The 22382-nt window shown below is 46.9% G+C and carries 13 protein-coding genes and 2 pseudogenes; 7 read left to right on the forward strand and 8 right to left on the reverse strand.

What is annotated here, in order from left to right; all coding sequences use genetic code 11:
• The first annotated feature begins 332 nt into the window (after nt 1-332).
• From AB3Y96_RS22690 to AB3Y96_RS22705, 4 genes are all read left to right on the forward strand, one after another.
• Nucleotides 333-1154 (forward strand): hypothetical protein, encoded by an 822-nt coding sequence (locus AB3Y96_RS22690; protein ID WP_072308883.1) that lies wholly within the window; start codon nt 333-335, stop codon nt 1152-1154.
• 77 nt (nt 1155-1231) lie between these two features.
• On the forward strand, nt 1232-6241 hold the full coding sequence (locus tag AB3Y96_RS22695; RefSeq protein ID WP_367300378.1) for a beta strand repeat-containing protein: 5010 nt from the start codon (nt 1232-1234) through the stop codon (nt 6239-6241).
• Between the two features lie 177 nt (nt 6242-6418).
• Nucleotides 6419-7174 (forward strand): hypothetical protein, encoded by a 756-nt coding sequence (locus AB3Y96_RS22700; RefSeq protein WP_072308884.1) that lies wholly within the window; start codon nt 6419-6421, stop codon nt 7172-7174.
• On the forward strand, nt 7162-7899 hold the full coding sequence (locus AB3Y96_RS22705; protein WP_367300379.1) for an EAL domain-containing protein: 738 nt from the start codon (nt 7162-7164) through the stop codon (nt 7897-7899). The genes AB3Y96_RS22700 and AB3Y96_RS22705 overlap by 13 nt, the downstream gene beginning before the upstream one ends.
• 384 nt (nt 7900-8283) lie before the next feature.
• On the opposite strand, the gene AB3Y96_RS22710 is transcribed toward AB3Y96_RS22705, so the two are convergent.
• Genes AB3Y96_RS22710 through tnpA form a run of 3 tightly spaced genes read right to left on the reverse strand, consistent with a single transcriptional unit; the run spans nt 8284 to nt 10866 of the window.
• Nucleotides 8284-9855 (reverse strand): IS66 family transposase, encoded by a 1572-nt coding sequence (locus tag AB3Y96_RS22710; protein ID WP_367300380.1) that lies wholly within the window; start codon nt 9853-9855, stop codon nt 8284-8286.
• 19 nt (nt 9856-9874) lie between these two features.
• Nucleotides 9875-10222, reverse strand: a complete 348-nt coding sequence (tnpB, locus tag AB3Y96_RS22715; protein WP_072307903.1) for an IS66 family insertion sequence element accessory protein TnpB — start codon at nt 10220-10222, stop codon at nt 9875-9877.
• Entirely contained in the window at nt 10219-10866 is a 648-nt protein-coding gene (tnpA, locus tag AB3Y96_RS22720) for an IS66-like element accessory protein TnpA (protein ID WP_367300381.1), read from the reverse strand. Before tnpA ends, tnpB begins: the two co-directional genes overlap by 4 nt.
• 124 nt (nt 10867-10990) lie before the next feature.
• Between tnpA and AB3Y96_RS22725 the strand changes: the two genes are divergently transcribed.
• The 3 genes from AB3Y96_RS22725 (at nt 10991) to AB3Y96_RS22735 (ending at nt 13825) form a co-directional block, all read left to right on the forward strand.
• Nucleotides 10991-11785 (forward strand): lysine exporter LysO family protein, encoded by a 795-nt coding sequence (locus tag AB3Y96_RS22725; RefSeq protein WP_316455452.1) that lies wholly within the window; start codon nt 10991-10993, stop codon nt 11783-11785.
• A 157-nt stretch (nt 11786-11942) separates the two neighbouring features.
• Complete coding sequence (locus AB3Y96_RS22730) at nt 11943-12722, forward strand: MBL fold metallo-hydrolase (RefSeq protein WP_040047077.1); 780 nt, start codon at nt 11943-11945, stop codon at nt 12720-12722.
• Nucleotides 12723-12850: 128 nt separating this feature from the next.
• Nucleotides 12851-13825, forward strand: coding sequence for a GlxA family transcriptional regulator (locus AB3Y96_RS22735; protein WP_040047076.1), 975 nt, complete (start codon nt 12851-12853; stop codon nt 13823-13825).
• A 391-nt stretch (nt 13826-14216) separates the two neighbouring features.
• Here AB3Y96_RS22735 and AB3Y96_RS22740 read toward each other — a convergent pair.
• The 5 genes and pseudogenes from AB3Y96_RS22740 to AB3Y96_RS22760 form a co-directional block, all read right to left on the reverse strand.
• A pseudogene (locus AB3Y96_RS22740) lies at nt 14217-15095 on the reverse strand (IS110 family transposase).
• A gap of 1544 nt (nt 15096-16639) precedes the next feature.
• A complete protein-coding gene (locus AB3Y96_RS22745) occupies nt 16640-17704 on the reverse strand; it encodes an FUSC family protein (RefSeq protein WP_046448653.1) in 1065 nt (354 codons plus the stop codon).
• A gap of 372 nt (nt 17705-18076) precedes the next feature.
• Nucleotides 18077-18773: pseudogene (locus tag AB3Y96_RS22750) on the reverse strand (IS1 family transposase).
• Between the two features lie 336 nt (nt 18774-19109).
• Entirely contained in the window at nt 19110-20564 is a 1455-nt protein-coding gene (locus AB3Y96_RS22755; RefSeq protein WP_282815319.1) for a DASS family sodium-coupled anion symporter, read from the reverse strand.
• Nucleotides 20565-20644: 80 nt separating this feature from the next.
• Complete coding sequence (locus tag AB3Y96_RS22760) at nt 20645-22306, reverse strand: NAD-dependent malic enzyme (RefSeq protein ID WP_139130910.1); 1662 nt, start codon at nt 22304-22306, stop codon at nt 20645-20647.
• Between the last annotated feature and the right edge of the window lie 76 nt (nt 22307-22382).

Genomic DNA, 22382 nt, shown 5'->3' on the forward strand with positions numbered 1-22382 from the left:
TTTTTCATTCTATGTTCACTATATTTTAACTTATGAAACTTACATTATCTTACTCATTAATTTATAATTTTTATTCACTATGTTTGTAAGTCAAAATATCTTATTTTTTATCCAGAAAGTTTCTGGTGTTAAAGGGCTTTGTTATATGTATACATTTTTATGAATTAGATACCTATATGAAAAAGTTACCTCTACTGCATATTTAAAATAATTTGAATTATTTTATTCATACTATAAATTATCATGAAAGCTCAGGATGTTATTTTGTTATACTTTTTATTTATTACGTCTGCCTGTATTTTTTTATCTCTAGATAATAAAGGTTTAACCTAATGCCAAAAAAAATTATATTTTCAGTCGCTCTTATTACGACCTTTCTGTTCGGCTGTGATATGCATCAAAAAGCTGATGCAAGTACGGTAACCTCTACCTCGTTCAGTATTAATGTTTTACCTGTTATCATAAATGCAGTGGTCAACGAAATACCTGAAATAAAAAGTGAGAGGCGTGATGCCGTGCTTAATGGTATTTGTCGTGTAGCTTATGGTGAAATTAAACCAGCGGCACTCAGGGATGATATCAATCAAGCGGGGTTGACTCAAAAAATTAGTGGTAGCGCTGATGCCTTGACCAAGCTCATACAAAGTGAGGATGTAAAATCTTATCAGACAGCATGCGCTGCCTACATGATTACGTCAATTGAGGCTATCCCTGATGTGAATCAGTATGTGAGTCAGCGTAAAGATAAGAAAGGACAACCCGTTATTGAAGTTAACGAAGAGGCGGTTATCAATCTGATGCCTTTCAGGCTGGGCGTCGCAAGAGCTACAGCGGAGTTATATGGGAAACTCGCGGCGGACCTGCCAGATAAAAAGCCTCTGTCAGTAGACATATATAACCAGAAAATCCATCGTTTATTTGCACAATCTGCTGCAGCATTTTTGTATGCCGTCAGGAAATATAATCAGGAAGAGATGAATCATCATTATCAGTTGTTACTCTTACAAAAAGATAAGTTTAAATTTAAAAGTTCAACCGGATATTTAATGGATGTTGGTTTTGAAGGGGTAAGTCTATATCTATATGGTACGCCGTGGCTGGCAAATGGATATATTATGGGCGTCACGCAAAGCATTGACATGACACTCAAGTGATATTTAGTAAACACTCAGCTTGTTAATAATCATCTCTATATTATTAATTACTCTCTTATATTAAGGGTATGGTTGCTATGTCTATATCAAAGAGACTGACGAACTCCCGCCGTGCGGGAGTTGTTTCACTTTTTTCAGTGAAAAAAAATAAATTAAGCTTGTTGGTTAATGAAGTTATTTTACTTTCGCTCTGTGGTTGCGGGAACGCTTTTGCTGAAGCCACATTAAGTGATGGGTCTATTAAAGTGATTTCCATACAGGCATCTAGCGGGGTAGCTAGTTCTTCTGGACCCGGCTCGATAGCAATAGGTAGTTCCGCAACAGCAAATGCATCAGGTCAGGCAGCTCTTGCTGTGGGATATTTGGCTTCAGCCAATGGGTCAGGCGCTACCGCTATTGGGCGTGATGCTAGTGCGGCCGCAACTAATGCGTTAGCCCTCGGGAATGGCGCTTCATCGACGCTAGCGAACAGCGTTGCCCTCGGCAGTAACTCGACGGCCTCTGCTGTATCTAATACCACCGCAAATACCGTTGCAAACTCATTTATCAGCGGTAAAACCCTCTCCGTAGTACAGGCTCCCACCAATGGTGTGGTGGCTATTGGTAATCGGCAGATACAGGGGGTCGCGGATGGGCAGTTATCCAGCACCTCCACAGATGCCGTGAATGGGGCACAGCTTTACCAGGTAACGTCCGGGCTAAACAGCAATATTAATGCGTTTGGTTCTAGTACGGCCAGCGCACTGGGCGGTGGGGCAGCCTACAACAGCACGACCGGTGCGTGGACCGCCCCGAGCTACACCGTGCAGGGAAGCAGCTACAGCAATGTCGGTAGCGCGCTGGGGGGAGTAGACAGCAGCTTGACGAGCCTGAGCAATAGCATAGCATCCGGCGGCACCGGCGTGGTGCAGCGCACTGCCACCAGTAACGTAGCGACGCTGACGGCCATCGGAGGCACCGCGACAACGCCGGGCACGGCGCAGAAGCTGACCAATTTGGCTGCAGGCAATCTGGCGGCAGACTCCACTGACGCGGTAAACGGCAGTCAGCTGTTTGCCACCAATACCAATGTGGGCACGAATGCCACGAACTTAGCCAATCTAGGCACCAGTACGGCCAGCGCACTGGGCGGCGGGGCAGCTTACAACAGCACGACCGGTGCGTGGACCGCCCCGAGCTACACCGTGCAGGGAAGCAACTACAGCAACATCGGTGATGCCTTTGGCGGCGTTGACGGTAGCCTGACGGCGTTAACCAGCAGCATTTCAGAGGGAACCACCGGCGTGGTGCAGCGTACCGATACGGCGAATAAAGCCGTCCTGACCGCGGCCAACGGCACCGCCGCCGCCCCCGGAGAGACGCAGACGCTGGGCAATCTGACGGCAGGCAATCTGGCGGCAGACTCCACCGACGCGGTAAACGGCAGTCAGCTGTTTGCCACCAATACTAAAGTGGGTACGAATGCCACGAACTTAGCCAATCTAGGCACCAGTACGGCCAGCGCACTGGGCGGCGGGGCAGCTTACAACAGCACGACCGGTGCGTGGACCGCCCCGAGCTACACCGTGCAGGGAAGCAACTACAGCAACATCGGTGATGCCTTTGGCGGCGTTGACGGTAGCCTGACGGCGTTAACCAGCAGCATTTCAGAGGGAACCACCGGCGTGGTGCAGCGTACCGATACGGCGAATAAAGCCGTCCTGACCGCGGCCAACGGCACCGCCGCCGCCCCCGGAGAGACGCAGACGCTGGGCAATCTGACGGCAGGCAATCTGGCGGCAGACTCCACCGACGCGGTAAACGGCAGTCAGCTGTTTGCCACCAATACCAAAGTGGGTACGAATGCCACGAACTTAGCCAATCTAGGCACCAGTACGGCCAGCGCACTGGGCGGCGGGGCAGCCTACAACAGCACGACCGGTGCGTGGACCGCCCCGAGCTACACCGTGCAGGGAAGCAACTACAGCAACATCGGTGATGCCTTTGGCGGCGTTGACGGTAGCCTGACGGCGTTAACCAGCAGCATTTCAGAGGGAACCACCGGCGTGGTGCAGCGTACCGATACGGCGAATAAAGCCGTCCTGACCGCGGCCAACGGCACCGCCGCCGCCCCCGGAGAGACGCAGACGCTGGGCAATCTGACGGCAGGCAATCTGGCGGCAGACTCCACCGACGCGGTAAACGGCAGTCAGCTGTTTGCCACCAATACTAAAGTGGGTACGAATGCCACGAACTTAGCCAATCTAGGCACCAGTACGGCCAGCGCACTGGGCGGCGGGGCAGCCTACAACAGCACGACCGGTGCGTGGACCGCCCCGAGCTACACCGTGCAGGGAAGCAACTACAGCAACATCGGTGATGCCTTTGGCGGCGTTGACGGTAGCCTGACGGCGTTAACCAGCAGCATTTCAGAGGGAACCACCGGCGTGGTGCAGCGTACCGATACGGCGAATAAAGCCGTCCTGACCGCGGCCAACGGCACCGCCGCCGCCCCCGGAGAGACGCAGACGCTGGGCAATCTGACGGCAGGCAATCTGGCGGCAGACTCCACCGACGCGGTAAACGGCAGTCAGCTGTTTGCCACCAATACTAAAGTGGGTACGAATGCCACGAACTTAGCCAATCTAGGCACCAGTACGGCCAGCGCACTGGGCGGCGGGGCAGCTTACAACAGCACGACCGGTGCGTGGACCGCCCCGAGCTACACCGTGCAGGGAAGCAACTACAGCAACATCGGTGATGCCTTTGGCGGCGTTGACGGTAGCCTGACGGCGTTAACCAGCAGCATTTCAGAGGGAACCACCGGCGTGGTGCAGCGTACCGATACGGCGAATAAAGCCGTCCTGACCGCGGCCAACGGCACCGCCGCCGCCCCCGGAGAGACGCAGACGCTGGGCAATCTGACGGCAGGCAATCTGGCGGCAGACTCCACCGACGCGGTAAACGGCAGTCAGCTGTTTGCCACCAATACCAATGTGGGCACGAATGCCACGAACTTAGCCAATCTAGGCACCAGTACCGCCAGCGCACTGGGCGGCGGGGCAGCTTACAACAGCACGACCGGTGCGTGGACCGCCCCGAGCTACACCGTGCAGGGAAGCAACTACAGCAACATCGGTGATGCCTTTGGCGGCGTTGACGGCAGCCTGACGGCGTTAACCAGCAGCATTTCAGAGGGAACCACCGGCGTGGTGCAGCGTACCGATACGGCGAATAAAGCCGTCCTGACCGCGGCCAACGGCACCGCCGCCGCCCCCGGAGAGACGCAGACGCTGGGCAATCTGACGGCAGGCAATCTGGCGGCAGACTCCACCGACGCGGTAAACGGCAGTCAGCTGTTTGCCACCAATACCAATGTGGGCACGAATGCCACGAACTTAGCCAATCTAGGCACCAGTACCGCCAGCGCACTGGGCGGCGGGGCAGCTTACAACAGCACGACCGGTGCGTGGACCGCCCCGAGCTACACCGTGCAGGGAAGCAACTACAGCAACATCGGTGATGCCTTTGGCGGCGTTGACGGCAGCCTGACGGCGTTAACCAGCAGCATTTCAGAGGGAACCACCGGCGTGGTGCAGCGTACCGATACGGCGAATAAAGCCGTCCTGACCGCGGCCAACGGCACCGCCGCCGCCCCCGGAGAGACGCAGACGCTGGGCAATCTGACGGCAGGCAATCTGGCGGCAGACTCCACTGACGCGGTAAACGGCAGTCAGCTGTTTGCCACCAATACTAATGTGGGCACGAATGCCACGAACTTAGCCAATCTAGGCACCAGTACCGCCAGCGCACTGGGCGGCGGGGCAGCTTACAACAGCACGACCGGTGCGTGGACCGCCCCGAGCTACACCGTGCAGGGAAGCAACTACAGCAACATCGGTGATGCCTTTGGCGGCGTTGACCGCAACCTGACGGCGCTTAACAATAGCGTGTCGTCCGGAAGCACTGGGGTAGTGCAGCGTACCGGTACGGCTAACGTCGCGACCTTAACCGCAGCCGGTGGAACAGCCTCTGCGCCGGGAGAGGCCCAGACGCTAACTAATCTGGCTGAGGGGAAACTGACCGCGGATTCAACGGATGCCGTTAACGGCAGCCAGTTATATGCTGTAGCTGACCAAGTGTCTAAAAACACTACCGACATTGCTGGCCTAACCACCATTGTTAACAATGCGACCGAGAGCAATTTGGTGAAACAGAGCAGTGACGATAACAGCATTACTATCGGCTCCAGCAAGGCGGGTACAACCGTGTCAGTCGCGGGTACAGAGGGTAACCGAACCCTAAGCGGCGTGGCCGACGGAGTTGCAGCCAATGATGCCGCCACGGTGGGACAATTGCAGGGGGTAATGGGCAATATCAGTAGCCGAGATGATACTGGTTTGGGCGTGGCGAAAGCGACTGGTCAAAACGGATTAGCAGTCGGTGCGGGTTCGGTGGCTTCGGGTGATTTCAGCACGGCTAGTGGTGCGGGCGCGCAGGCTACGGCAGCTAACAGTAGCGCCAGTGGTAGTGGTGCCAAAGCAACGGCTGTGAATGCGACCGCGCTCGGCCAGGGGGCTACAGCCTCAGGGGCGAGTACGCTAGCGGCAGGACAGGGTAGTAGCGCTACGGGTTCACAGACTGTCGCATTAGGTGCGGGTAGTCATGCTAGCGGTGCTCAGTCTGTGGCGTTGGGCTATGGTTCAGTGGCGGATAGGGACAACAGCGTTTCAGTTGGTAGCGTAGGTCACGAACGTCAGGTAACCAATGTCGCCGCGGGTACGGCTAGAACCGACGCTGCCAACGTGGGTCAGGTCAATGACGCTTTCCAGAGTTTAGGCAAAAGCGTTAACAAAAAGATTAATGATCTGGATGATAAGCTGACCGGCGGGATAGCCTCGGCGATGGCGATGTCGGGTATTCCTCAGGCGTATCAACCTAACTCAAGTTTGGTTGGTGCCTCGGCTTCGACGTATAACGGTCAGTCAGCTATTTCGGTCGGTGTCTCTAAAACATCTGAAGATGGAACGTGGATTTTTAAAGTCAACGGCAGTGGTAATACCCAGAGTGACTTTGGTGCCTCAGTGGGGGTTGGGTACCAGTGGTAAGACGGTTCACCCACTCGCCATGACACCTGACATATTCACTTTGGGTTAGACGAACGGGCGGCTCATAGGTCGCCCGTTATCTCATTAACGCTGTGCCACTCGCATTAAAGTGTCGATAAAAAGGGTGTGCAAGGCCGACCGAGAGGAGCGCTTGGTACATCAGAGGATATCCTGACCATGAAGAACGTTACGATGGATAAATTAAATATCACCACGCTTGTGCCTGAGGGCAATTATGCACCTTACTTTCAAGAGGTCTCGGTCATTTCATCATGTACCTATACGTCTCAAGGTTTGGTTTATTTGTGTCAGAGCGTTAAGTGCGTCGCTCGCCCTTACCTGATTGACTTTTTTTCCGCTAACTATTTACCTAAAGACAGCGCCACACTGACGAGTAAAAAGTTCTTTACTCCCTATCATCACTATGTCGTCCATGTATCCATGGGACAGGAAACGATGTTTGCTGACTTGATGGCACTTATTGTCATTACTAATAATCTACCGTTAACTAGCACGATTACGGTATTGAGCGAGCTGCCGCCAGATTTTATTTATCACACGCTCCACCTCAATCTGCATAAGCGGATTACCCTTACAAAATGTCGATGGATGTGTGCCAAAAGCCCGCTGTCGTATATCAGCGCAACGATACCCTGCCCATCTCGTCACTCTACGGCGGTTATGTTGGAAAGGGGGGGGAGGAAGACGGCCGAAAACAGCCGTCATGCCGGTCTAACATGCATTGAAATCAATGTGTTAAAACTGTTTTTTCGCCACCCTCATCCGGGAAGAAGGAATGTGAAAATGAGAAGTAAACAATTCCACCATCATAAACTCTCTGGGCTCAGAAAACTGTCACAGCTTCCAGGCAAAGAAGGGCAAGTGTTTGCTGGATTAATTCATTCAAAAAAAAAGTCTCCATGCATCCTTTAGTTAGCGAGTCAGAGGCTTTTAAGGCATTAGCGGATGGCGCTATCTTTCCATTTTATCAACCAGTCGTGAACAGAGATAAACATATCCTAGGTTATGAGTTGTTGATGCGCTGGCAGATAGGGGATGACATTCTTTCACCTGCAGCGTTTATGGCGAACTTTCATTCTAGCCGGCTGTGGCAGCAACTCACGGAAATGATGGTGCATTCAGCGATTAATACAATTCTCCACTTTCGAGGTAGCATCACTTTTGCTGTCAACCTACCGGATTGCCTACTTTACGAGGATTGGATTGAACATATTATGGGGAAGGCACGATATCGTTTAGTGGACAAAGCTTTGATGTCACGCTTAGTGTTTGAGATTAGCGAGCAATCCATACTTACCGATCTATCCGAGGGCGCGAGGGCAATCGCCCTGCTGCGGGAGAATGGATGCCGTGTATATCTGGATGATTGCTTTGGGGAGACGAGCGTTATCTTTCCCGTGAAAAATATCCCGCTCGACGGATTTAAGATAGATAAAAGCATTGCCGACACTTTTCAGAACAACACTTATCATGAACATTTGATACGGTCGCTGATTTATTTCTGCTGTCTGAACCAGACAATTTGCATTGCAGAAGGCGTCGATGTTCAGGATAAATTTGAGGCGCTGGCGGCGCTCGGTATCAACGCTTTTCAGGGGTATCTGATAGGAAAGCCGGAGATGCTGAGTTTTGATTAGAAGCCCTGAGATTGACGAAAAATGGCGTTGTCGCATTCACAGCAGAGGTCGCCAAAAGGTATACCGCTCATTCGTATTTATTTCTATATATGAATGGATCTAAAGTCCAAGTGTTATTTTTTTTGCAAAAATCAATGTGGTTTTTACAATTGAACTTAATGATTATTTTGCTTCTAAACCTATAAGCATTTTTTGGATGTATATCTAAAATAGATGATATTGTATGTATGTCTTTCCCTTCAGATAACTTGTGCCTCACGATATGTCAGGAGGGTAATGGGAAAGTCAAATTTATCACTTGAGTACATAAAAATATTATTAACGGAAATTAAAAAAATCAGGTAACGATTGAAAGTAAGCGGCTCATCTGAACCGTATTGACGTTTATTCAGCAGTCAGGTCGATTTTCCATGGCAGCAGATCACGAACCCGATTAACTGGCCAGTCCTGGATATGGCCAATGACATACCGAAGCCATGCCTCCGGATCCACGTTGTTTAGCCGACAGGTACCGATCAGCGAGTACAGGATTGCTGCCCGTTCACCACCGCTGTCTGACCCTGCGAACAACCAGTTTTTTCGCCCCAGAGCGACACCACGCAGCGCGTTCTCTGCGATGTTATTGTCGATTTCCGCCCAGCCGTTACTGCAGTACTGGTTCAGCGCATCCCACTGTTTCAGCAGATAGGCGAACGCCTTCGCCGTATCTGAGTGGCGCGACAGCACCTTCATCTGTGCCTGTATCCAGTCGTACAGCGACTGCATCACCGGCACGGTTCTGGCTTTTCTGACCGCCAGCCTTGCATCCGCCGGGCTGCCGCGGATCTCCGCTTCGATGGCGTACAGCTCACCGATACGTTTCAGTGCTTCAGTCGTCATATCGGTGGGGATGCGGGCGTGGACGTCGTGGATTTTCCGGCGGGCGTGTGCCATACACGCCGCTTCGGTTATGCGCCCATCCTCGTAAAGCGCATTGTAGCCACCATACGCATCGGCCTGCAGGATACCGCTGTATCTAGCCAGATGTTGTTGTGGATGAACACCTTTGCGGTCCGGTGAGTACGCGAACCAGACCGCCGGTGGCATCTGTGAACCCGCATTGCGGTCATTGCGCACGTACACCCACAACCGGGCCGTCCGGGTTTTGCCGCTGCCCGGCTCCTGTACCGGCACCGGGATGTCATCGGTATGTACCTTCCCCGGCATCAGTACATACTGGCGCAGCAGATCCCAGAGCGGCTCCAGCAGTTCGCTCACCGCACCGGACCAACGTCCCAGCGTGGCACGACTCCGCTCCACGCCCTGTCGGCGGTATATTTCCGACTGCCGATAGTGAGGTGTGTGTTCCGCGAACTTCGCTGTGACGATGCGCGCCAGCAGACCGGGGCCGGCGTAGCTGCGCTCAATGGGTTTTGACGGCATGGAGGCCTGAACGATGTGGTCACACCGGCAGCAGGCCAGTTTTGGCCGCTGCGTTTCGATAACCTTAAAGGCGCTGCTGATGAGCTCCAGTTGCTGCGATATATCGCAGCCCAGCGGGCTGAGCTCCCCACCGCATGACGGGCAGGCCGTTTCCGCTGGCGGCAGCATGCAGGTTTCACGCGGAAGTGATGCTGGCAACGGTTTGCGGGCAGAAGACTGGCGCAGCGGCTGTGGTATAACCGGATCATGCTGCTCACCCAGCACCTCCGCCATCTCTTCCTGCAGGGCAGTGATACGCTCCTGCGCCTCACACACCTGACGTTCCGTTTTCTGGCGCAGTTTTTCCGAGCTTTTGCCGAACTGCATACGCTGCAGTTTGACGACCAGGGCTTTCAGCCGGTTGATTTCACTGGCATAAGCCGCCACCCGCTGTGAGAGCACGCGGTTATACTCCGCCATCTGGTGAAGGCTTTGCTGCTGAGCGTCCAGCAGTGCCCGAAGTCGGGCATTTTCGTCGAAGAGTGAGCGATCCATTCCCCTACATTACAGCAGGTTATATGCGTATTCCAGGGCGTTCTGTCCGTTGCGGATGTTTCCAGTTTATGCCTTCCAGCAGCATGGACAGCTGCGCCGGTGTCAGATGAACTTTGCCGTCACGGGTCACCGGCCAGACGAAGCGTCCGCGCTCCAGGCGTTTGATGAACAGGCACAGGCCATCCTCATCGGCCCACAACACTTTAATCATGTCGCCACGGCGGCCACGAAAGATAAAGAGATGACCACTGAAAGGGTTGTCTTTCAGGATATTTTGCACTTTTGAGGCCAGTCCATTGAAGCCATTACGCATATCCGTTATACCCGCGACTATCCAGATGCGTGTTCCTGCAGGCGGCGCGATCACAGAAGCGTTCCTTTCATTTCGGTGATGAGCATGCGAAGCAGTGCAGGCGTCAGCGAGCCGGAGATCCTTAGCGTACCGGCAGGCAATACCAGTTCACAACAATGACCTTCACCGGATGGCGACAACTGAATGGGAGGCCGGCACTCAGCGACTATGGCATTGCTGGTTTCAGACACCACGACAGGCAATATTGCTGCGGTATCTGTCGTGGCGACCAGTAAGCCTTTGCGGTAAAGATGACGCCAGTTGAACAGCAGATTGGCATTAATACCGTTCTCACGCGCCAGCAGTGCCACACTAACATCAGGTTGCAGAGAGCGTTCAACCAGGGCGATTTTGAATTCACGTGGGAAATTGGGCCGCCGCCGGTGTTTGCCAGAGGAGAGTGTTTCTGAGGGAACGGGAACGGCAATATCCGGGGCCAACGGTGAGGCAAGTAAACGTTGTGGATACAGGATTTTTTCAAGTTTCCGGCAGGTCATGCTGCCTGGTACTGGCCAGGTCAGATCGTGCCTTCTAAAACGAATAAAGAGATCACAGACCGTACTTTTTGGGATCCCAAGTCGTCGCCCGGCTTCAATTCGGGATAGATGCTCATCAAAATGTAATTGCAGTGCGTCGATTAACCATGTCCGGCGTTTCACAGGATAGTGTCCATTAAAAAAATGATGGGCACTATTTTTCCTGAACCGGAGGCTCCCGAACAGACGGTCTAGATGAGTCGCTTACGTTAAAAATAGTTACCCTTCATTCTTTGATAAAATCTCAATGCTGTCTCTGTATTTGCTTCTGGTGTTTATGGGGGCCACGGTTGGTGGGATCCCTGATATTAAGGGGCAACTCTCCGTCGCGGGCTTTAATGATCTGATCATTGCGTCAGATACATCGGTGATAACCTTTATTACCCTGGTCGCTGTAGGCAAGCTGAGTGGAGAAAAACGGCCTCCCCGTAATGCTTCACACCTGCAGAACAGTCTTTCAAATCTGCTGTCAATTTTTCTTCCCACGCTCTCTCAGTTCATCACGGTGGCGGCCGGCTTTATACTGGGGTTAAAAGGGTTAATGCCCGACCTGGACGCAGACCACATTATCTCTTTGCTTCTGTATCTGTTGATATTTTCCGTCGCGGTAAAATTATCGTATTCGAATATTAGTATAAAACGCGTGCTGTTAAATAAAACCAACCTGTGGCTAACGTTGGTCACGATATTGTCATCATTTATGGGAGCCGCGCTGGCATCATTGTTTATCAACGTACCGCTCCATGAAGTTCTGGCGATCGGATCCGGTTTTGTATGGTATACCCTTTCTGGAACGCTGTTCACAAAAATGGGCAATCCTCTGTTAGGAACCGTGGCTTTCTTAAGCGAACTGTTTCGCGGGATATCTGCGCTGATGCTCATTCCGCTGATTTCGCGGTTCGGTTACAGCACCGCTACCATCGCTATATCCGGTTCAACGGCTCTTGATGTGACGCTGCCGGTTGCGCGACTTATATCCCTTTCTTCTATTACCTTTAAAGAGGCCTTTTGGCAGCGGAGAAAGGACAGTAGAAAAACTTAACCACGGCGATTGACCTGATTTCATCGACTAATGACCTGTGAGCATGTCACGGCCCATCCCTTCCTCCTCTTATAGTAAAGCTACTCGCAGCCACCCAGCCTGATTATGCTAAACGCAGTAGCTGGGCTTCAAATCTAATGAATCACTGGAGCAAATAATGAAATTAACGCAAATCCGCAATGCCACTCTCTTGCTGCAATATGCCGGTAAAAAATTCCTTATCGATCCAATGCTCGCAGAAAAGGAAGCCTGGGATGGTTTTGCCGGAAGTGCCCGCCCGCACCTGCGTAATCCCATGGTTGCCTTGCCTGTGCCTGTAGAAGATTTACTGGCTGTTGATGCCGTTATCCTGACCCACACTCATACCGATCATTGGGACGAAGCAGCACAGCAGTCTGTTCCTAAAGACATGCTTATTTATACGCAGGATGAAAAAGATGCGGCGCTGATCCGTTCTCAGGGCTTTCTTAACGTCCGCGTTCTGAAAGATGAAAATCATTTTGTTGACGGACTGACGATTTATAAAACTGACGGCCAGCACGGCAGTAACGAACTATACGCCGATACCCAATTGGGTGATTTACTGGGTGACGCATGCGGTCTGGTCTTCACGCATCATGATGAAAAAACGCTTTATATCGCCGGTGATACCGTCTGGGTCAAGCCTTATATAAAAAGCCTTCAGCGCTTCAAGCCGGAGATTGTGGTACTCAATACCGGCTATGCGGTCAACGACCTGTACGGTCCGATCATCATGGGAAAAGAAGATACCTTACGCACACTTAAGATGTTGCCGACTGCGACCATCGTGGCGTCTCACATGGAATCAATCAATCATTGCCTCCTTACCCGCGCAGAATTACGCGAGTTCTCACTTGAACATGGCATTGAAGATAAAGTCCTTATTCCTGCAGACGGTGAAACAATGTCTTTCTGATAAGCCAATAAGATTTATTTGGGCGAAAAATGTATTCCGACAGGTCACCTGTTATCCTCTGGTCAATCGGAATCAGCAATACTGCCGCCGGTGATCTGGTGGCTCTCCTTTACGGCAAGGTTAACGTTATGTCTGTATTGACGGTCGCCGTGATTGCCACGGCCGGATTCAGCCCTTTTCACTTTTCAGTCCCCTGTATTATTTTCGGACAGTCTATGCCGCAGTCGGATTTATTCCGCGTGGAAATTTGTGCTGAAAAACCGGGCGTCGTCCTGTCAGATATTGGCCTGTCAATCAATGTGAAACATGGCCTCGAGCTACTTGACGTCGCAGACATTGTTATCGTGCCCTACTGGAATCATCCGGAAGAGCGACCTTCTCAGGCGCTACTTGACAAGCTGATAAGCGCATGGCAGCGTGGCGCAGAAGTGGTTGGGCTTTGTCTCGGTGCATACGTGCTGGCCTATTCTGGGTTACTGGATCAGCGCCGGGCGGTAACACACTGGGAGTTCGAACAGGACTTCGTTGAACGATTTCCAGCCGTTTGTCTGGACAGCAACTCGCTGTATACCAGCGATGAACGCCTTATTACCTCTGCCGGCACCGCCGCCGGTATTGACTGCTGTCTTAATATTATCCGGGATCATTACGGTTCAGCGGTTGCTAACCGTGTAGCAAGAAGAATGGTGGTTCCTCCTTATCGGGAAGGCGGCCAGGCACAGTTTATTGAACGCCCGGTCCCTGTATCTACGCGGGACGGAAAAATGAACGAGCTGATGGACTACCTGCGTCGCAATCTGGACAAGCCGCACGACCTCGACTCGCTGGCGGGATTTGCCAGCATGAGCAGGCGGACACTTACCCGTCATTTTTTTAAGGCAACCGGGACAACGCTGGGTGGCTGGCTAAACGCTGAGCGTCTTCAGAGAAGCCAGGAGCTGCTGGAAACTACGGACAGCAGTATTGAAAACGTGTCTGATATTGCCGGGTTTCAGTCGCCAATCTCTTTCCGCCAGAGTTTTAAGGCGAAATTCAGCGTCAGCCCAAGCGAATGGCGCCGGGCATTTCGCGGTCCTGTACCAGTTGATCACGGAAAGGCCTGAGCGGAAGCTAAGAAATCATAATAATTTTAGAAAACTGGCAGCCTGATACCGGAATAAAAATTTGTTCCTGAAATGAGTGAACTGGCTCATTCTTTAAGGGGGCCGCTTGGAAAACGAATCTATGGCCACTCCCGTTTTTGCAACACCGATTTTGACAATAAGTTGGCTTGCTTGAATCTATCCGGCGTCTGAATGGGATTTTATTTCCGCGCCTGATGAACCTCAGAAAATATACGGCTTCAATGAGCCTTTCCGTTTTACAGGTTCCTCAACAGGCCGATAGGCCGTTAGTATCATCAATATTAATATTCGCAAAACCAGATCAGTGATTCTTTAAACCGGTGTATTTCTGCCGTTATGCTACATAAGTTTGCTGTCGTGCAGTTAAGGCCTAGGCTATTCTGGCTAGCTTGTTTGCTAGAGCACAAGTGACGACAAAGTTCCTTTTCCGGCACAGTAAATCCCTGACCCAATCGGCCAATTTTCCAGACTGGTGTTCCAGTTTTTGTATGAATACCCTGGCACATTGAACCAACAAAGTTCGGATCTTTTTGTTACCTCGCTTACTAATTCCCAGCAATGTCGTCCGACCTCCCGTCGCCAATCTCAGTTGAAATAGTATTCGCTGTCAGTGTTCCGACGCCGGGAATGCTCAGCAAGCGCTGTCCAATCTCATCTTCGTCCAACTTTCGTTTCAACTGGGATTCAAAATCTTTAATCTGCTCAATAAGATAGTGATAATGCTGTTATAATTTCAGCAATAACTGGCTGAGGTAAAAAGGCAAACTATTGTCCTCAGTTGGCTAATAACGGCAGCTCCTCGGGGGAACGCTAATGCCAAATTCCAGCAGAAAAGCATGCATTTGATTACCTTATCCTGAACCAGGGATTAACGGATAGGGTGCAGAGCCCGCATTGCCTGCTGAGATTCCGTTCTAGGTTGCACAAAACGCATAGATGGACGCGATGCAGCTTCACAAATAGCTTCGGCGTCGAAAAAGTCGTTTTTGTTACTTTTAACGAATGGACGGACAAATTGTGGTGATATCAGCTTTGGAAAATGCCCCAATTCTTCCAACTTGCGAGCCATAAAGTGAGAGCCTTAGCAGGCTTCCATTGCGATGGTTGTAGCAGGGCATGTCGCCAAAAATTCGATTAACCTTGGCCGGGTAAATTTTTTACGGTAAACAGCCTTGCCGCGACGATCCTAGCAATGAATATGGAAAGAGTTTTTACCCAGATCAATACCAATGAGCGCAATGTTTTCCATGATAGTTCTCCGAATGAAAGCCTGTCCTCAGCATAGTAGCGGGAAGGAGGGAGTGGCCATCTCATTAAATATCCTACTCTAAGGCGATTTCTTAAGCAGACATGACAGGCAGCTCTGAGCGAGGAGCGGACGCTGCCCGACAGACCTGATGTGCAACTGAGCCGGTTAGAAAGCACCAGTTTGGTTAAAACACATACTTAGCGTACGTTTCCGTACGGTTGGGCTTCAGACCCCTACTAGCGTTATTTAAATCGTGAGTCCCAGTTTTTTTCCGATAACTATTGGCCCTTGTTACCATCGTGCAGAAATAACAATAATATCTGAATACTAAAAGAGTAACTATAAACCTAGAGTTCATAAAAAAAGCGACTTGATATGGACGTAGTAATATCAAGTCGCAAATGTTATATACACGTATATAACAATGAGTTTTCACATTCTCTGTAGTGCAAGGAAACTATACATAAATCAATACCAGGTTTCCTTAATGAATATTGTTTTATTTATGAAATATTGAAGTAAAAACTTAAAAATAAAAATCCAATAACAAACACATAACATTAATAATATATTTGGTTATTTTAACATTAGTAACTCTATGAAAGACTCGATCTTGCCTTAAAAGTTACATATTCCATATTTCACGACTCACACCTCGACAGGACATTTATTTAATTAAATGCTTCTAGGTATTATAAACATAAATACTATTTTTATAAAAACAGGATACAGTAAAGATGCGGTAATGTTATTTTTATCTCTGAGGGAAGAGGATTGCATAGGGTTTTACTTATAGCAATTAAATATCTAAGCTTCTAGGAGAGGGGGCTATTAAAAGTGGGTGTCTTTATTTATAATTTATGTAATGAGTTAAGCGCATTATTTAATGTAATTTAAAGTCATTATTTTGTAATGGTTTTTAAATATTATTTCTTTTACATGCATTGTATTAACTTAAAACATGAACGAAATTATTTATTGAGCTACGACATCACGAATGCCGTATGGTAATTTGAATCATGATTAAATACTATTGGTTTATAATCAAACACATTTCTGATAATTAAGTTGAGCGTATTGGTTAAAAATACACTGAGCGTTGATATAGCTAAATCGTATTGTATTCGTAGAAATACTATATATATCTAGAACTTATGGATATTTTATTTTTTAAGGTAATATATAATACAATGGTGAGTCGTTTTATCTTATTAATAATAAATCATTACTCTTGGAGTCTATATGCACCAGGTGAAATTAGATTAGATGACATATGGAATTATCTATCATCATACTAATACACGCGTTATTTTACTTGAGTGTTACTATCAGATTATTGTGAGTCTACCTAATATAAGGATTTAAAAAATAAGGTTATTTACAATGACTCTGCATCACAAGAGTCATTGTTATTTAAGGTTATCATCACCACTTAGTTGTATTTTACTTATTTATATCATAATTATATAAAGCAATCCATCAGATGGTTAATTACAAGGATTTTAGTGGGGTTTATTGTGACTAAATATAAGATAAATACTTATCTACTTTTTAAAAAGTATATTATTTACTGATAACTTTAAGACTTCAAACTGCTTAGCTAGCTCCAAACTTAGCCATATATAGCCATATACTGAAGCTTCATAATTATTAACATCAGTGTTATCATATAGCAAAGACTGATGGAGATTGCTTACACTATCACTTAGTTTTATATTAGTCATATCAATAGATGATAGCTGGCCAAGTTCTAATGTATCCTCTATATCCTGTAGTGCATTTACTGTCATATAAATAGACTCATGTAACTCTGATGAGTTAATTATTAAGAAATGACTTTTCCTTGATTCCCAGTGTGCATGGGCCTGTGACTCAAGAATACATATGATATTGGTGCATGTTTTTTGTATTAGTTCAAACTCCTCTTTACTTCTATGGCACTCCTTACATGCAGCTACAATCAAAGATCTTAAACTCACAATATCCAAAACAATTTTTTGGATTTCTTTATCTAAACAAGGCTGTTCAATTAGATTTCGGGAGTTGACTGTTTGATAAAGTTTAGAAAGTCGATTAATAATACATCCAAGTTTTAAACGCCAGTGAACGTATGCTCTCTGTGGATACAATCCAGTGAAAATTATAGCAAGAAAAGCGCCAAGTATTATATTAGCGCTGCGCCAAAAAGCCGTCATAACATCACCAGCAGGAGCACTAGATACAACGGATAATGTAATTCCAATTAGTAATGCTAAATATGGTTTTTTACCTAATGTTAGATAGCCACAAATGAACATACATATTGCACACCAAATTAACATATATGCAAATGAAAACATCTCGATTTTTAGTGCTATAATTCCTAGTATTGCACCAGCAAGTGTTCCACCTATACGTTCTAGCGCTCTTGGCACCGCACTACCTAGGAATGAGATAGGCCCCATGACAACAACAAGTGTAATTAATGGCCATGTATGATCTGGTAGATTAGCAAAATGCAATATTACAAATGTTAAGACAAATGAAATTGAAATACGAATGGCATGTACAAATCTGAAATGTTTATAAAGAAATTTCTCTCTTTTGGTTATTTTAACACATCCGCTCACTTAATCTCCAATTTCTATTAATAGAATATATGGAATTATTATATAAAAAACCAACCCACTCACAAACTATTAATTTTCTTATTATTGCAATCTAACAGTTAAAAACATTTAGTAATAAAGTTTTCGGGATTCCGCGCTAGTGATTGAGTGCCAATCCGAAATGTCGAATTTTTTAATGGGTGGTATCATTGACTTAAGAATAGAATGATATTTTAAAATTAATTATTGGTATTGTTAAAATCTAAAATATGAATGAGATCAGCTAAAAAAAATAGCGTATACGCCCTTATTATCTAAAGACAAGGACCTGGCACAGGCCTGCAGGGATTTAGGTGGGACTGCTGTCCCATCGACTATGGGTAATGATTCCAATTAGTAGAACATGTGTTTTTCAATGAAGGTCCCGGTGACCTTTTCATGTAGTTCAATTGAGCGTGAGAAGCAGATTGTTTTTCGGGCCAAACGCTTGATGCGGGTTCTTAGCGTCAGATTGTTACGCTCAATACGCTGAGTGAATATTTTGCCAGCCAGATGCTTCTCTTTCGGCACTTCTCTGGCATAACCTCCCCAGTCATCGCTTGTTATCATGCCGATATTAAACGGAGTGAGCAGGGTCAGCAGTTCACGACAGGTATCATCTGTCCGTGGTCCGAATGTATAAGCCAGAATGCCACTTGTTCTGGTGTTGTATGCGTACCAAAGCCAGTGCTGCCGGGCTTTACTGCCGACAAAGCTCCATTGCTCATCGAGTTTGCAGATAAGCGCCACATCTGCATGAGCGACCGGAGAGGATGCTATTCGCTTCAGCACGAGCTTTTTAAAGTATGAATGACGGTATTAATGCCGATTTTGAGCGTCCTTGCAGTATCCCGGACACCGACACCGTTGAATACCATTTAGGTAATTTGTCCTATGACGCCGAGCTTGCGGGCTTCATAAGTATAGATGAGCAGAAACACACGGGGCACTCACGACAGCGAAACCGGTCACGGCCTTTAGTAGGATTCTACCCATGACGGTAAACCTGAGCAGACTGACAATGGGGACAATGAACAGTAACGCTGGCCATGAGAAAACCTCAAAGCGGGCATTATATCTCAATTCAACTAATTAGATGCATAACCAACCTTTGGCGATTTCACACGTAACAGGATTATCCATATATTGGACGAAGCCGAACAAGGTCAAAATGGATTTAACTACCGTGCGGAACGTACCGATGATGAGGGAAAATCATTCCCTATTACAACGATAAATAGATGCGCATATACATCGTATTGACTCGATCGTAGGTATATAAATAAACACCAAAGTGGTAACTAGGTAACCTACTCTATTAGAATGGCTGGCGCATGCGACCTTCTAATAGGAAGCAGTTACCCGTCTCATTATTATAGTTGCAATATTAGTACAAGCCTAAAACCTTCCACCACATTAAGCCAAATATTAGGAATACTGCTTGATTAATGAGACTAATAATAAATCCTGTTCGCCACCACACACCGGTCGGAACATATCCGGCACCAAATAGAATAGGGCCACGAGCATGTGTGTATTGAGTCAGTGAACAGTAGAGGCTGCTGGAAAAGGCTAGCATAAGCGCAGTTGGTACAGTTGGAATACCTAAATTAATACTAACACTGAGGAATACCCCATATAGAGCAGCTATCTGAGCATTACCGCTGGCAAAGAAATAGTGTGTGTAAAAATATGCAGCATTTAATAATATTAGAATGATTATCCAGTTAGTTCCATGCATAGTATGACCAATGCTGTTACCTATAAGATTGCCAAACCAAGTTGTAAAGCCTAATCTTTTTAACTGGTTTGCCATCATAAGTAATGCTGCAAACCATATTAATGTATCCCAAGCATCCTTTTCATTTTTCACATCATCCCAATTGAGCACACCAGATAAAAGCAGAGCTGATAGGCCAACAAATGCAGCAATCGTTGGATCGATACCCCATCTGCTACCAAAGATCCATAGCACTAACAACAATAGAACGGTTCCAATCATCATATATTCACTGAGTGAAATCGAACCCATTTTCGATAATTCAGCACGTGCAATGCTCGGAGCATCAGGCGTTTTACGAATTTCTGGTTTTGTTAACCAATAAACCAAGGGAGGGATAAGAATCAAAGAAATTAGACATGGAATTATAGATGCCATTAACCATCCGCCCCAACTCAAGGTAACACCAGCGTTGGCTGCCAATTTTACCGCGAGCAGATTCCCAGTATAACCGGTCATGAACATGGCAGCAGTGACATCATTGACATTACCGATACAGGTAACTAAAAATGTTCCAATCTTACTTCGAGAAGCATCGTCAGGTCTCGAATCGAAACTGCGTGCTAGTGAATCTGCAATCGGATAAATGACACCACCGCATCGTGCCGTATTACTAGGCATAGCAGGAGATAAAATTAAGTCTGCAAAAGCTAAACCGTACGCCAAACCTAACGTGCGCTTTCCCAGTAAACGAATCATTAACAGTGCAATACGCCGACCTAATCCCGTTTTTATGAATCCTCTAGCAATCATAAAAGCAACAACAATTAACCAAATTAACGAACTATTAAGATCACTTAACGCTATTTTAACGTTATCAGCAGAGCTTGTATCTCCTGACGAATGCACCAAAGCAAAGACAGTTATTCCGATAAATCCAACTGCGCCAATAGGCAAAACTTTAACGACAATACACGCGATAGTGGCTATAAAAATAATTGTTGAATGCCAAGCGGGTACGCTCAATCCATTAGGTTGTCTTAGATACCAAAATATTGCAGCAATCATGATTATGATAATTAAAGGTAGCCATCGCACATTATTCTGCTGTTGACATGTCATAAGGCATCTCTTCTCATATGTATTATACGTTGGGCTCCCCCAACGTAATTTTTTTGGAAAACTTAATAATAAATATTTAATTAGAAAGAAATACGTTTGTAATTTTGATACTCAGGCTTCCAAAAGGTATTTTCTAATTCATCCTTAAGTTCAAAAACAGTCATTTGTTTTGCGACACCATCCTCTACGCCAGCTAATGCAACAGCAATGGCTATTTTTTTAGATATATCATGAATATTTGTCAATTCTGGTAATAGAGTACCCTCAGGATTTTCAATCATTGGAGATGATTCAGCAAGAACCTTACTAGCAGCAAGGAACATATTTTCCGTCACTCGTTTTGCTTTAGAGATCAAAACACCAAGGCCAAGTCCAGGAAAAATATATGAGTTATTACATTGGGATATAATATATTTTTTTCCATTATAGATTACTGGTTGAAATGGACTACCTGTAGCAATAATTACATTTCCATCGGTCCACTCAATAATATCTTTTGGTACAGCCTCCACACGAGATGTAGGGTTAGATAGTGGGAGTATAATCGGCATTGTGAAACTGGAATACATGGACTTAACAACCTCCTCGGTAAATAACCCAGGTACACCTGAAACACCAATCAAAATTGATGGCTGGATATGGGTTACCAGTTCTGCTAGATCCTTCCCATCAGGTGAGAATGAGAGGCTTTCCCTTGTGTGGGCTAATCTATATTGAAAGTCCGTTAGCACTGGGGTATCTTTTAATATCAAGCCATCTTTGTCGACTAGAAATATATGACTTCTGGCTACATCCTCATCTAACCCATCATTCCTAAGTGCTGCAATGATTAGTTCAGCAATACCGCAGCCAGCAGAGCCCGCTCCGACGAACATAATTCTCTGTTCAGATAGTCGTATGTTATTATGAAGGCATGCAGCAAGAATCGACCCTAACGCTACAGTTGCAGTTCCTTGAATATCGTCATTAAAACAACATAGTTTATCCTTATACATTTGAAGCAAAGGAGTTGCATGCTTTAGAGCAAAATCTTCAAACTGTAGCAGTACCCCTGGCCAACGACGCTCAATAGAGGAGATAACCGTATCGATAAACTCATAATATTCAGAATCTAAAATACGCGGATGACGAGCTCCCATATATAGAGGGTTATTTAATAGTTCTTGGTTGTTTGTTCCGACATCTAGCATGATAGGCAAGCATTGGTGCGGAGGTATACCACCGCAAGCTGTATATAAAGATAATTTTCCGATAGGGATGCCCATGCCACCGATGCCCTGATCACCTAAGCCAAGAATACGTTCACCATCTGTGATCACGATAATTTTTATTTCATCGCCAATAACATTACGAAGAATACTTTCAATTTTATTTCTATCTTCCCAAGAAATAAATAGCCCTCGATTCTTACGCCATATTTCTGAAAAATGTTGGCAGGCATAGCCGACAGTTGGAGTGTAAATTAATGGGAGTGAGTCATCTATGTTTGATGTTATATAGTGATAAAATAGAACTTCATTAGTATCTTGTAGATTCCTCAGAAAAATATGCCTAGCCTCATCAGTAGTAAACCGATTCAACTGAAATCGGATACGTTCACTTTGTTCATCTATCGATTCAACTACAGCAGGTACAAGTCCGTGAAGGTTGAATTCATCGCGCTCACTATTACTAAACGCGCTTCCCTTATTAAATGAAGTACAGCTTAGCAATGATTGGCCTGAAAGATGAGTGTATCGCATTATAACTCCTACCATATAAATTAATTAAATAGCTTATTTTCTAAAAGGTATATTCACGATTTTCTTTTAGCAAGTA

This window comes from Hafnia alvei, from assembly GCF_964063325.1.
In the GTDB taxonomy this organism is placed as follows: Bacteria; Pseudomonadota; Gammaproteobacteria; order Enterobacterales; family Enterobacteriaceae; genus Hafnia; species Hafnia alvei_B.

Bases quoted from the DNA above. Each gene is read 5' to 3' on its own strand.
- AB3Y96_RS22690 (WP_072308883.1), top strand. From the start codon at position 333: ATGCCAAAAAAAATTATATTTTCAGTCGCTCTTATTACGACCTTTCTG.
- AB3Y96_RS22695 (WP_367300378.1), top strand. From the start codon at position 1,232: ATGTCTATATCAAAGAGACTGACGAACTCCCGCCGTGCGGGAGTTGTT.
- AB3Y96_RS22700 (WP_072308884.1), top strand. From the start codon at position 6,419: ATGAAGAACGTTACGATGGATAAATTAAATATCACCACGCTTGTGCCT.
- AB3Y96_RS22705 (WP_367300379.1), top strand. From the start codon at position 7,162: ATGCATCCTTTAGTTAGCGAGTCAGAGGCTTTTAAGGCATTAGCGGAT.
- AB3Y96_RS22710 (WP_367300380.1), bottom strand. From the start codon at position 9,855: ATGGATCGCTCACTCTTCGACGAAAATGCCCGACTTCGGGCACTGCTG.
- AB3Y96_RS22725 (WP_316455452.1), top strand. From the start codon at position 10,991: ATGCTGTCTCTGTATTTGCTTCTGGTGTTTATGGGGGCCACGGTTGGT.
- AB3Y96_RS22730 (WP_040047077.1), top strand. From the start codon at position 11,943: ATGAAATTAACGCAAATCCGCAATGCCACTCTCTTGCTGCAATATGCC.
- AB3Y96_RS22735 (WP_040047076.1), top strand. From the start codon at position 12,851: ATGTCTGTATTGACGGTCGCCGTGATTGCCACGGCCGGATTCAGCCCT.
- AB3Y96_RS22755 (WP_282815319.1), bottom strand. From the start codon at position 20,564: ATGACATGTCAACAGCAGAATAATGTGCGATGGCTACCTTTAATTATC.
- AB3Y96_RS22760 (WP_139130910.1), bottom strand. From the start codon at position 22,306: ATGCGATACACTCATCTTTCAGGCCAATCATTGCTAAGCTGTACTTCA.